At 71.7% G+C, this 12,121-nt stretch carries 13 protein-coding genes; 7 read left to right on the forward strand and 6 right to left on the reverse strand.

Annotated features, from left to right (window positions below):
* Nucleotides 1–47: 47 nt before the first annotated feature.
* Entirely contained in the window at nt 48–569 is a 522-nt protein-coding gene (locus ACWG52_RS13950) for a DUF6542 domain-containing protein (RefSeq protein ID WP_389806101.1), read from the forward strand.
* Nucleotides 570–581: 12 nt separating this feature from the next.
* Here ACWG52_RS13950 and ppgK read toward each other — a convergent pair whose 3' ends face one another.
* Complete coding sequence (gene ppgK, locus ACWG52_RS13955) at nt 582–1,364, reverse strand: polyphosphate--glucose phosphotransferase (RefSeq protein ID WP_389806103.1); 783 nt, start codon at nt 1,362–1,364, stop codon at nt 582–584.
* Nucleotides 1,365–1,385: 21 nt separating this feature from the next.
* Nucleotides 1,386–2,390, reverse strand: a complete 1,005-nt coding sequence (locus tag ACWG52_RS13960) for a 4-hydroxy-3-methylbut-2-enyl diphosphate reductase (RefSeq protein WP_453128834.1) — start codon at nt 2,388–2,390, stop codon at nt 1,386–1,388.
* A gap of 83 nt (nt 2,391–2,473) precedes the next feature.
* Between ACWG52_RS13960 and ACWG52_RS13965 the strand changes: the two genes are divergently transcribed.
* The 4 genes from ACWG52_RS13965 (at nt 2,474) to ACWG52_RS13980 (ending at nt 6,154) form a co-directional block, all read left to right on the forward strand.
* Entirely contained in the window at nt 2,474–3,853 is a 1,380-nt protein-coding gene (locus ACWG52_RS13965; RefSeq protein ID WP_389806105.1) for an APC family permease, read from the forward strand.
* Between the two features lie 33 nt (nt 3,854–3,886).
* On the forward strand, nt 3,887–5,119 hold the full coding sequence (xseA, locus tag ACWG52_RS13970; RefSeq protein WP_389806107.1) for an exodeoxyribonuclease VII large subunit: 1,233 nt from the start codon (nt 3,887–3,889) through the stop codon (nt 5,117–5,119).
* A gap of 54 nt (nt 5,120–5,173) precedes the next feature.
* Nucleotides 5,174–5,392 carry an exodeoxyribonuclease VII small subunit gene (locus tag ACWG52_RS13975; protein WP_030385819.1) on the forward strand — a complete coding sequence of 73 codons (219 nt, stop codon included), beginning with the start codon at nt 5,174–5,176 and terminating at the stop codon, nt 5,390–5,392.
* 168 nt (nt 5,393–5,560) lie between these two features.
* Complete coding sequence (locus ACWG52_RS13980; RefSeq protein ID WP_389806110.1) at nt 5,561–6,154, forward strand: malonic semialdehyde reductase; 594 nt, start codon at nt 5,561–5,563, stop codon at nt 6,152–6,154.
* A 167-nt stretch (nt 6,155–6,321) separates the two neighbouring features.
* On the opposite strand, the gene ACWG52_RS13985 is transcribed toward ACWG52_RS13980, so the two are convergent.
* Entirely contained in the window at nt 6,322–6,840 is a 519-nt protein-coding gene (locus ACWG52_RS13985) for a DUF4245 domain-containing protein (protein ID WP_390140601.1), read from the reverse strand.
* A 302-nt stretch (nt 6,841–7,142) separates the two neighbouring features.
* On the opposite strand from ACWG52_RS13985, the gene glpX reads away from it, so the two are divergent.
* Entirely contained in the window at nt 7,143–8,174 is a 1,032-nt protein-coding gene (glpX, locus tag ACWG52_RS13990) for a class II fructose-bisphosphatase (RefSeq protein WP_030712049.1), read from the forward strand.
* Between the two features lie 165 nt (nt 8,175–8,339).
* On the opposite strand, the gene ACWG52_RS13995 is transcribed toward glpX, so the two are convergent.
* From ACWG52_RS13995 to ACWG52_RS14005, 3 genes are all read right to left on the reverse strand, one after another.
* The gene (locus ACWG52_RS13995) at nt 8,340–8,738 is read right to left on the reverse strand and encodes a WhiB family transcriptional regulator (RefSeq protein ID WP_389807414.1); all 399 of its coding nucleotides are present in this window, start codon (nt 8,736–8,738) and stop codon (nt 8,340–8,342) included.
* 132 nt (nt 8,739–8,870) lie between these two features.
* Entirely contained in the window at nt 8,871–9,470 is a 600-nt protein-coding gene (locus tag ACWG52_RS14000) for a TIGR03086 family metal-binding protein (protein ID WP_389807415.1), read from the reverse strand.
* 97 nt (nt 9,471–9,567) lie between these two features.
* Nucleotides 9,568–10,230: a DUF1707 SHOCT-like domain-containing protein gene (locus tag ACWG52_RS14005; protein ID WP_389807417.1), complete on the reverse strand. Its 663-nt coding sequence runs from the start codon at nt 10,228–10,230 to the stop codon at nt 9,568–9,570.
* 150 nt (nt 10,231–10,380) lie between these two features.
* On the opposite strand from ACWG52_RS14005, the gene ACWG52_RS14010 reads away from it, so the two are divergent.
* On the forward strand, nt 10,381–12,048 hold the full coding sequence (locus ACWG52_RS14010) for a fumarate hydratase (protein WP_390166183.1): 1,668 nt from the start codon (nt 10,381–10,383) through the stop codon (nt 12,046–12,048).
* The last annotated feature ends 73 nt before the right edge of the window (nt 12,049–12,121 follow it).

Genomic DNA, 12,121 nt, shown 5'->3' on the forward strand with positions numbered 1-12,121 from the left:
GCGTGTCCGGGGCCCGATCCGACCCGCTCCCCGCCTACTTTGGTGCCGTGGAGCAATACAGCACGCGATCGGCCCCTCACCGGCAGCGACCGCCCGCCCAGCGCCAGGCGCCCCGGTCCACCGCGGTGCCCGCCCAGGCCGGTGCCGGTCCGCGGCGGTCCGCGCTGGCGCGGCGGATGCCCCGGCCCCGGTTGACCGGGCTCGGCGGCGGGCTGTTCGCGTGTGCCGCCATGGTGCTGGTGGGCGGGATCTGCTGGCTGCTCTTCGGCTCCTCGCTCTTCGTCTACGGGCTGCTCTTCCTGCCCGTCGCCGCCGCCACCGCGCTCTGGGTACGGCCCGCCGACCTGATCACCGCGCCGATCGGCGTGCCCATCGCCTTCGCCGCCGGAGTGTGGCCCATCTCGGGCGGCTCCGGCGGCATCGGCGGGCATCTGATGGGGCTGGTCTCCGCGCTGTCCCTGCACGCCGGCTGGCTGTACGCCGGGACGCTGGTCGCCGCGCTCATCGCCGTCGTACGCAAGGCCGTACTGATCGGCAGGCGGCGGATGCCCCGGCGCATCGCCCGGTGAGCGCTCCCGCCGCTACTTCTTCGCCGCCTTCGCCGCCTTCGCGGCCGTCGTCGCCGTCGTCGCCTTGGCGGCCATCGCCGCTCCCACGATGCCCGCGTTGTTCTGCAGCTTCGCCGGGACGATCTCGGCCCGCACGCCCTCGATCAGCGGCAGGAACTTCTCCGGCTTGCGGCTGACGCCCCCGCCGATGATGAAGAGGTCGGGCGAGAACAGCATCTCCACGTGCTGGAGGTACTTCTGCACGCGGTGCGCCCAGCGCTCCCACGTGAGGTCGTGGTCCTCCTTGGCCTTCACCGATGCCCGCGTCTCCGCGTCGTGACCCTTCAGTTCCAGGTGACCGAGCTCCGAGTTCGCCACCAGGTGCCCGTCCGTGAACAGGGCGCTCCCGATGCCCGTCCCCAGGGTGAGCAGGAGGACGGTGCCGTCCCGCCCGCGCCCGGCGCCGTACGTCATCTCGGCGACGCCCGCCGCGTCCGCGTCGTTCAGGACGGTGACCGGCAGGCCGCCCAGCTCGCCGGAGATCAGCGCCGCCGCGTCGACGCCGATCCAGGACTTGTCCATGTTGGCCGCCGAACGGATGACGCCGCTCGTGACCACGCCCGGGAAGGTGACGCCGAGGGGCCCGCCCCAGTCGAAGTTGCGCACCACCTCGCCGACGCATCCGGCCACCCCCTCGGGGGTGGCCGGATGTGGTGTCAGTACTTTGTGGCGCTCCTGAGCCAGGTCGCCGCGCTCCAGGTCCACGGGAGCGCCCTTGATCCCGGTTCCGCCGATGTCCACGCCGAAGATCTGCATGGACATACCGTACGAAACGAGTTACTTGTCGGCGACCAGGTCGGCAGCCTCGGCGCGCAGGTCGCGGCGGAGTTCCTTCGGAAGCGAGAAGACGATGGACTCCTCGGCGGTCTTGACGATCTCCACGTCCGCGTAACCGCGCACCGTGAGCCACTCCAGGACCTCCTCGACCAGGACCTCCGGCACCGAGGCGCCCGAGGTGAGGCCGACGGTGGTGACGCCCTCCAGCCAGGCCTCGTCGATCTCGCTCGCGAAGTCGACCAGGTACGCGGCCTTGGCGCCGGCGTCCAGGGCGACCTCGACGAGCCGGATCGAGTTCGAGGAGTTCTTCGAGCCGACCACGATGACCAGGTCGGAGTCGGCGCCCATCACCTTGACGGCCGCCTGCCGGTTCGAGGTGGCGTAGCAGATGTCGTCGCTCGGCGGCGAGACGAGCAGCGGGAACTTCGTCTTCAGCGCGTCGACCGTCTCCATCGTCTCGTCGACCGAGAGGGTGGTCTGGGAGAGCCAGACGACCTTGGACTCGTCGCGGACGGTGACCTTCTCCACGTCGTGCGGGCCGTCGACGATGGTGATGTGGTCGGGGGCCTCGCCGGAGGTACCGATGACCTCCTCGTGGCCCTCGTGGCCGATGAGGAGGATGTCGAAGTCCTCGTTCGCGTACCGGATGGCTTCCTTGTGGACCTTGGTGACCAGCGGGCAGGTCGCGTCGATCGTCGCGAGCTTGCCGCGCGCCGCCTCCTCGTGCACCACCGGCGCCACACCGTGCGCGGAGAACATCACGATGGAGCCCTCGGGCACCTCCTCCGTCCGCTCGACGAAGATGGCGCCCTTCTTCTCCAGGGTCTGGACGACGTACTTGTTGTGCACGATCTCGTGGCGGACGTAGACCGGCGCACCGTACTGCTCAAGGGCTTTCTCGACGGCGATCACGGCTCGGTCCACGCCCGCGCAGTAGCCGCGGGGCGCGGCGAGCAGGACACGGCGGGAAGCGGGAGCGGGGGCGGGAGCAGTCATGTGCTCCATCGTACGGGGGTCTCCAGGAGGCCGGGCGTCGGCCGTACGGCACACACTTGCCCGAGAGCCCGCCCCTATCCCCCGGAGGACGGATGGCTTCCGTTACGGATTCCAGTGCGGCGGCGCCCTCGGCGCTGCGGCGGAGCCTCGGCTTCCGGGATCTGGTCGTCTACGGCCTGCTGTTCATCGCCCCGATGGCCCCCGTCGGGGTGTTCGGGGCGCTCGACGCCACCTCCCACGGCGCCGTGGCCCTCGTCTACCTCTGCGCGACCGTGGCGATGGCCTTCACGGCCTTCTCCTACGCTCAGATGGTGCGGGTCGCCCCGCAGGCCGGCTCGGTCTTCACGTACGCCCGAAAGGGTCTCGGCGAGGGCCCGGGGTTGATCGCCGGGTGGATGGCGATGCTCGACTACCTGCTGATCCCTGCGGTCGCCTACCTCTTCTCGGGAATCGCGATGAACGCCCTGGTCCCGGAGGTCTCGCGGTGGGTGTGGACGGCCCTGGCCGTCGTGGTGACCACCGCGCTCAACCTGTGGGGCGTCCGGGCGGCCGCACGTGTGGGTTTCGCCGTGCTGGCCATGGAGATCGTGGTCCTGCTCGTCTTCGTGGTGGCGGCGGTGACCGTACTGGTCCAGGGCGGGGCGCGACGCGGCTGGCTGTCCCCGCTGACCGGCGACGGTTCGCTCGGCTTCAGTACGGCGGCGGTGCTGGGCGCGGTGTCGATCGCGGTCCTGTCCTACCTCGGCTTCGACGCCATCGCCTCCTTCGCCGAGGAGGTGACGGGCGGTTCGGAGCGGGTGGCGCGGGCGGTGCTGTCCTGTCTGGCGCTGGCCGGGGTGCTGTTCATCGTCCAGAGCTATCTCGCGGCGCTGCTCATGCCGGTGTCCTCGGCGGAGCTGGCGGCGGAGCCGGCGCTGCAGGGCCCGGCCTTCTACGACGCGGTGGAGTCCGCGGTCGGCTCCTGGCTGCACGATCTGGTGGCGGTCAGCAAGGCGATCGGGGCGGCCTTCGCGGCGCTGGCCGGGCAGGCGGCGGCCGGGCGGCTGGTCTTCGCGATGGCCCGGGAGCGGCGGCTGCCCCGGGTGCTCGCCCGGACCTCGGACGGGACCCCGCGGCCCGCCCTGCTGGTGGCGGCCACCATCACGCTGGTCGCGGCCGTGTGGGCGGCCCGGCGCGACGACGGGCTCGACCAGCTGGTGTCGGTGGTGGACGTCGGGGCGCTGGTGGCCTTCACGCTGCTGCACGCCTCGGTGGTGGGCTGGTTCGTGGTCAAGCGGCGCGAGGGTCCGCCGAACTGGTGGAAGCACCTGGTGATGCCGGTGCTCGGCGCGGCGGTGACCGTCGCGGTGATCTTCGAGGCCTCGTGGACGGCGCAGCTGGTGGGGGCGGTGTGGCTGGCGGTGGGCCTGGCCGTGTTGTTCGTCCAGCGCGGCCGCCGCGAGCTGCCCGGCGACACCGGCGCCGGGGCCTGACGCACTGTCGGCGGCGCCGGATAGCCTGCGTGCATGGGTCTGAATACGTCGGCCGAGGCGCCGCTGCCGGTAGGCCAGGTGTCCCGGCTCATCGGGGGCTGGATCGAGCGGCTCGGCCAGGTGTGGGTGGAGGGGCAGATCACGCAGCTCTCGCGGCGGCCGGGAGCGGGGGTGGTCTTCCTGACGCTGCGCGACCCCTCGCACGACATCTCGGTCAGCGTGACCTGCTTCCGCCAGGTCTTCGACGAGGTCGCCGACGTGGTCTCCGAGGGCGCCCGGGTGGTGCTGCTGGCCAAGCCCGAGTGGTACGCCCCGCGCGGGCAGCTGTCCCTGCGGGCCACGGAGATACGGCCGGTCGGCATCGGGGAGCTCCTCGCCCGGCTGGAGCGCCTCAAGCGGTCCCTGGCCTCCGAGGGGCTCTTCGCACTGGACCGTAAGAAGCCGCTGCCCTTCCTGCCGCAGCTGATCGGGCTGGTGGTCGGGCGGGCCTCGGCGGCCGAGCGCGATGTCCTGGAGAACGCCCGGCGCCGCTGGCCGGCGGTCCGCTTCGAGGTGCGCAACGTCGCCGTCCAGGGGGTGCACGCGGTGCCCCAGGTGGTCCAGGCCGTCAAGGAGCTCGACGCCCTGGACGAGGTCGACGTGATCATCGTGGCACGTGGTGGGGGCAGCGTGGAGGACCTGCTGCCGTTCTCCGACGAGGAGGTGGTCCGGGCGGTCGCCGCGGCCCGCACCCCGGTGGTCTCGGCGATCGGCCACGAGCCGGACTCCCCGCTGCTGGACCTGGTCGCGGACGTCCGGGCCTCCACGCCCACGGACGCGGCGAAGAAGGTGGTGCCGGACGTCGGTGAGGAGTTGGAGCGCGTGCGCCAGCTGCAGGCGCGGGGGCTGCGCGCGGTGAGCGGGCTGCTCGACCGGGAGGAACGGGGCCTCGCGCACGCCCTGGCCCGGCCCGTCTTCGTCCACCCCCAGCGGATGGTGGAGATCCGCGAGGACGAGCTGGACGCCCTGCTGGCCCGGGCCCGGCGCACCCTGGGGCACCTCTTGGACCGGGCCGACTCGGAACTCGCGCACACCCTCGCCCGGGTGGTGGCGCTGTCCCCGGCGGCGACCCTGGAGCGGGGGTACGCCGTGCTGCAGCGGGCCGACGGCCATGTGGTGCGTTCGCCGCAGGAGGTGGCTCCGCACGATGTGCTGCGCGCGCGGGTGGCGGAGGGCACGTTCTGCGTGGAGGTCTCCCCGGCGGACCCGCCGGCCGCTTCGGAATAGCGACACACGGCCGCAATCACGTGGTCGCACGACACACAGAGGATGGATACGGGAATGACAGAGGCCGGAACGGCGCTGGGGTACGAGCAGGCCCGCGACGAGCTCATCGAGGTCGTCCGCAAGCTGGAGGCCGGGGGGACCTCGCTGGAGGACTCGCTCGCGCTCTGGGAGCGCGGCGAGGAGCTGGCGAAGGTGTGCCGGCACTGGCTGGAGGGGGCTCGGGCCCGGCTGGACTCGGCGCTCGCGGCACGCGAGCCGGCCGAGGAGGAGTGACCGGGAAGGGGTGACCGGGGCGGGGTGACCCGACCCGGGAGGAGGGGTCGAGGAGCGACCCGAGAAGTGATCCCGATCACCGCCAGGCCGATTTAGTTGAAAATTCATCTATCTCTGCCGTAGAGTCTGGGACATCGCTTCACCTCCGTATGGAAGAAGGCTTTCCGCATGTCTCTCGTTCTTGACTCCGCCGCGCAGGACCTGCTGTTCCGCGAGGCCCGCACGGCCAACGCGTTCACCGACGAGCCGGTCACCGAGGAGCAGGTCCAGGCGATATACGACCTGGTGAAGTTCGGTCCCACCGCCTTCAACCAGACCCCGCTGCGCATCACCCTGGTCCGCTCCCCCGAGGCCCGCGAGCGCCTCGTGCAGCACATGGCCAAGGGCAACGACGCCAAGACCGCCACCGCCCCGCTGGTCGCGATCCTCTCCGCGGACAACGAGTTCCACGAGGAGCTTCCGCAGCTGCTCCCGCACTTCCCGCAGGCCAAGGACGCGTTCTTCTCCGAGCGCCCGGTCCGCGAGCAGTCCGCGCTGCTGAACTCCGCGCTGCAGGCCGCGTACTTCATCATCGGTATCCGTGCCGCCGGCCTGGCCGCGGGCCCGATGACCGGTGCCGACTTCGCCGGCATCCAGAAGGAGTTCCTGGACGCCGACCACACCCCGCTCATGGTCATCAACATCGGCAAGCCGGCCGCCGAGGGTGCCTGGTTCGACCGCTCCCCGCGCCTGGGCTTCGACGAGGTCATCACGACCGTCTGATCGGCTCCGCCGCAGCAGCACACGCAGAAGGGCCGTGCGCCCCGGATCCCGGGGCGCACGGCCCTTCTCGCGTACACGTTCCCCGCGGGTGCGCGGGGCGCGTGCGGGGCGGGCCGGGCGCATCAGGTGCGACTCACCCCCCGCGCGCCCGGCCCGCGGCGCTCGCGCTACTTGCCCTGCTTGAACTCCAGCGCCGCCGCCAGCGCGCCGAGCTGGTCGAAGGAGGCCGTGCCGGTCACCACCGTGACGTAGCCCTGCTCCTGCCGCACGAGGGCGTCGTACTTCTCGCCGTCCCAGCGCTCCCAGGTCAGGTCGCCGACCTGCTGCGTCTGCCCGGTGGCCGTCGCGTGCTGGGTGACCTTGGCGAGGTACTTGGCCGAGGTGTCCGTGGACTGCTCCACCGCCACGTACTGCTGCTCCGGGTCGAGGAAGCCCAGGTGCCAGGCGTTGGCGTTCTTGCGCTCGTACGTCACCGAGGTCGCCCGCCACTGCTCCTGGAGCCCCACGGGGGCCGCCACCGGATACGGGGCCGCGCGCCGGGCCGTCAGGGTCTCCACCCGGTAGTCGACCGCGCGCGTCGGGTCGGCCTTCTCGTCATGCGGGACGAAGAGGTAGATCCCGGCGACGACGATGCCGATCACCCCCAGCGACCGGACCATGTCCCAGACCGTCTGCTTGCCTTTCATACCTGCCACGCGACCCATCGTCCCGCATCGCGGGGCGGCGATCACCGCCGGGGTCGCGGTGCGGCGCGTGTCGGCGGACCCTGGAGAGTCCTGGAGAAGTCCTGGAGAAGTCCTGGCCGGGATCCGGAGGAGTCCCGGAGGCGATCCGGACGGCCCGGGAGGGCCGCAAGACGTCCGCTCAGGACAATCGGCTGACCGATATGCCGCTCATACGTGACCCGCCCTGCTCAATATGTCGACGTACCGATAGAGTTCCAGCACCCTCACTTCCCGGCCGTCGCCGTACAGAAAGGTGCGCTCCGATGACCGAGCACAACCTGCCGCCCCAGCTCGAAGTCTCTCCGGAGGCCCCCGACCGCAACCTCGCACTGGAACTCGTACGGGTCACCGAGGCCGCCGCCATGGCCGCGGGCCGGTGGGTCGGACGCGGCGACAAGATCGGCGCGGACGGTGCCGCGGTCAACGCGATGCGCACCCTGATCTCCACCGTCTCGATGAACGGCGTCGTCGTCATCGGCGAGGGGGAGAAGGACGAGGCCCCCATGCTCTTCAACGGCGAGCGGGTCGGCGACGGCACGGGCGCCGAGGTCGACATCGCCGTGGACCCCATCGACGGCACCACCCTGAACGCCAAGGGCATGCCGAACGCCATCGCCGTCCTGGCGGCCGCCGACCGCGGCACCATGTTCGACCCGTCCGCGGTGTTCTACATGGAGAAGCTGGTCACCGGTCCCGAGGCCGCCGACTTCGTCGACATCAACGCTCCCGTCTCGGTGAACATCCGCCGGGTCGCCAAGGCCAAGAACATGGCCGTCGAGGACGTCACCGTGGTCATCCTGGACCGCCCCCGCCACGAGGGCATCGTCAAGGAGATCCGCGAGACCGGCGCCCGGATCAAGTTCATCTCCGACGGCGACGTCGCCGGCTCGGTCATGGCCGTTCGCGAGGGCACCGGCGTCGACCTGCTCCTGGGCATCGGCGGCACCCCCGAGGGCATCATCTCGGCGTGCGCCATAAAGTGCCTCGGCGGCACCATCCAGGGCAAGCTCTGGCCGAAGGACGAGGCCGAGCGTCAGCGCGCGCTCGACGCCGGTCACGACCTGGACCGCGTCCTGACCACGAACGACCTGGTGTCCGGCGAGAACGTCTTCTTCGTCGCCACCGGCATCACCGACGGTGAGCTGCTGCGCGGTGTCCACTACCGCTCGGAGACCGCGACGACGTCGTCGCTGGTCATGCGCTCGAAGTCGGGCACGATCCGGCAGATCGACTCCACGCACCGCCTGTCGAAGCTGCGCGCGTACAGCGCGATCGACTTCGACCGCGCGCACTAGTCACGGCGTGAGGAAACGAGAGGGGCGGTCACCGCGTGCGGCGGGACCGCCCCTCTCGTCACATCCACGTATGTCCGGTGTCGGGGTCCGGCCTCGACCGCCGGCCGCGATCCCCGGCGCCCCGGCGCCCCGACGGTCCGCCACGGGCGGCGGCCCGGGACCGGTTCAGCCCGCCGCGGCGATCGGCCCGGCCCCCGGGGCCTGGCGCAGCTCGGCGGCCCTGCGCCGCATCCGCGCCAGCACCACCCGGCGCTCGGCGGCCGTGAGCCCGCCCCACACCCCGTACGGCTCGGGCTGGAGCAGCGCGTGCTCCCGGCAGGCGACCATCACGGGGCAGCGGGCACAGACGCGCTTGGCGGCCTCCTCGCGGGAGAGCCGGGCCGCGGTCGGCTCCTTGGACGGCGCGAAGAAGAGCCCCGCCTCGTCCCGGCGGCACACCGCCTCCGCGTGCCATGGGCCGTCCTCCGCCCTCGCCGGCACCCGCGGCTTCGGCACGGCCGCCGCGCGCCCCGGAAAACTCTGGACGGCGGCTACCTGCAAGGACTGATGCGGCGGAAGCGGCACGGTCTACTCCTGACGACGTATACGTGAGCGAGAGACGACGCACCTGTCCCTACCCGCTGTACGCGCCCCTATGCACCGCGCGCCACGGGCCGCCGGGGGTTCGTCCGAAACGAGACCCCGCCGGACGGGCCGTCACACCGCGGGCGCGGCCCATCCGGGATCCCGCCCGAGGAAGGCCAGCAGGCGCGCCGCCGCACCGTCGCCCGCGCCGGGCGCGAGGGGAACGACCGGGCCGTACGCGAAGCCGCGCAGGGGCTCGGCGAGGGCGTCGGCGGCCGGGCGCAGGGCGGCGGCCAGCGCGTCGGTCAGGCCGGGCGGGCGGCCCGTGGCGACGGCGATGTCCCAGGCGTGCACGGCGGCGTCGAGGGCGGCCGCGCCGACGGCCGTCTCGGCCGGCACGGAGAAGGGCGGCAGCGGCACGGCCACCTCGCCTTCGCCCGGGGCGACCCCGGCGAAGGCCTCGGCCGCGGCCGCGAGCGCAGGTTCCAGCAGGTCCGCCGGGGGGCCGGCCAGGGTGCCGGAGGGTGCGAAGGGGTCCTCGGCGGGGCCGGGCCCACCGGTGAGGCGGGCGGCGTAGGCGAGCTGGTCGCCCGCGGCGTGCTGGAGGACCTGGGTGACGTTCCACTGCGTGCAGGGGGTCGGGCGGTCCCAGCCGTCGGCGGGTACCCCCGCGACGGCCTCGCGCAGGGTCGCGTACGCCTGGTCGAGCAGTTCCCACTTGGTTGTCGTCATGGCCTGGACCCTAGAACGCGTCCCGCCCGCCCGCGGCCGAATTTCGTTGCGACCGGGGCGTGTTGGGCTGTCGTGACCAGTGCGGTCGCAGCCGGTTTCAGCCTTCCGTGCGCTTGCGCAGCTTGCGGGCCAGGTCCACCAGGCGGGCGCCGAGCTTGGGCCGCGCCTCGATGTTGCCGAGCAGGGCGAAGCCCCGGACGATCACCACCGGTGCCTGCGGGTCGGTCTCACCGCGGCCCTCGCCGCGCACCTCGAAGTTGCCGAGGACCCCGCTGCCGTAACCGCGCAGGGTGACGTTCTCCGGGACCAGGACCTCGACGTTGCCGAGGACGCAGGTCACGTTGATCTCGGTGACCTGCTGCTCGAAGACCGCTTCGGTGAGATCGATGGTGATGTCGCCCATGACCGAGACGGCCCGCGTGTGCGGGCCCGGCCGCCAACGGCCCTTGCGGGCGGAGCTGCTGCACACGGCCACTATGGTCTCGGCGGGGCCGCCCGGGGTGGTGGAGGGGGTCGCGTACGCGGGCGAGGCATGGACGCCGCCGGGCGCGGGCAGATCCCGTACGAGCACTTCCAGCTCGCCGACGGTCTTGACCGCGTAGAGCGTGTCCAGGCGGTCGGAATGTTCCTCGGCCGTCAGCCGGCCCTCGGCGAGCGCGTCGCCGAGGATCTGCGCGATCCGGTCCCGGTCCGCGTCGGAGGCGCGCAGCTCGGCGGGGCCGGCGGGGGCGGGGGCGGCGGGGTGCTTTTCCAGGTCCACGACGCCCAGCATAGCCAGACACGATAGATCGCGATACTGCCGAGTGAGCCTTACCTCACAGACACGCCCCCGGGAAGAGGTCCTACGCTGGACAACCGCGCTGCCAATTGGTCGCCAGCGCCGTCTGCCGAGTGAGGAATGACTGCCGTCATGCCAGAGTTTGCGTACACCGACCTGCTGCCCCTGGGCGAGGACACCACCCCGTACCGGCTGGTGACCGCCGAGGGCGTGTCCACCTTCGAGGCGGACGGCCGTACGTTCCTCAAGGTGGAGCCGGAGGCGCTGCGCAAGCTCGCCGAAGAGGCCATCCACGACATCCAGCACTTCCTGCGCCCCGCGCACCTCGCGCAGCTGCGCCGGATCATCGACGACCCCGAGGCCTCCTCGAACGACAAGTTCGTGGCGCTCGACCTCCTCAAGAACGCGAACATCGCGGCGGCCGGCGTCCTGCCGATGTGCCAGGACACGGGCACGGCGATCGTCATGGGCAAGCGCGGCCAGAACGTGCTGACCGAGGGCGGGGACGAGGCGGCGCTCTCGCGCGGCATCTACGACGCCTACACGCGGCTGAACCTGCGCTACTCGCAGATGGCCCCGATCACCATGTGGGAGGAGAAGAACACCGGCTCGAACCTGCCCGCGCAGATCGAGCTGTACGCGACCGACGGCGGCGCGTACAAGTTCCTCTTCATGGCCAAGGGTGGCGGCTCGGCCAACAAGTCCTTCCTCTACCAGGAGACGAAGGCGGTCCTCAACGAGGCCTCCATGATGAAGTTCCTGGAGGAGAAGATCCGCTCGCTCGGTACGGCGGCCTGCCCGCCCTACCACCTGGCGATCGTGGTCGGCGGTACCTCCGCCGAGCACGCGCTGAAGACCGCCAAGTACGCCTCGGCGCACTACCTGGACGAGCTGCCCCGTGAGGGCTCCCCGCTGGGTCACGGCTTCCGCGACGAGGCCCTGGAGCAGCAGGTCTTCGAGCTGACGCAGAAGATCGGCATCGGCGCGCAGTTCGGCGGCAAGTACTTCTGCCACGACGTCCGCGTCGTGCGCCTGCCCCGGCACGGCGCCTCCCTGCCGGTCGCCATCGCCGTGTCCTGCTCGGCGGACCGCCAGGCCACCGCGAAGATCACCGCCGAGGGCGTCTTCCTGGAACAGCTGGAGACGGACCCGGCGCGCTTCCTGCCGGACACCACGGACGAGCACCTGAGCGAGGCCTCGGACGTCGTCTCCATCGACCTGAACCAGCCGATGGACGACATCCTGGCGACGCTCACCAAGCACCCGGTGAAGACCCGGCTGTCGCTGACCGGCCCGCTGGTCGTGGCGCGCGACATCGCGCACGCGAAGATCAAGGAGCTGCTGGACTCGGGCGCGCCGATGCCGCAGTACCTGAAGGACCACCCGGTCTACTACGCCGGCCCCGCGAAGACCCCCGAGGGCTACGCGTCGGGCTCCTTCGGCCCGACCACGGCCGGCCGCATGGACTCCTACGTCGAGCAGTTCCAGGCGGCGGGCGGCTCCAAGGTCATGCTGGCCAAGGGCAACCGCTCGCAGCAGGTGACGGACGCGTGCGGGACGCACGGCGGCTTCTACCTGGGCTCGATCGGCGGCCCGGCGGCGCGCCTGGCGCAGGACTGCATCAAGAAGGTCGAGGTCCTGGAGTACGAGGAGCTCGGCATGGAGGCGGTCTGGAAGATCGAGGTGGAGGACTTCCCGGCCTTCATCGTGGTAGACGACAAGGGCAACGACTTCTTCACTTCGCGTGAACCCGAGCAGCCGACGTTCACCAGCATCCCGGTACGCGGCCCGGGTCTGTAGCGCGAGGGCCTGAGGGCCTCTCCCCCGTTCGGGGGAGAGGCCCTCAGGCATGTCCGCCCATCGGCAGATGGCA

The organism is Streptomyces sp. CLCI03 (genome assembly GCF_053615355.1).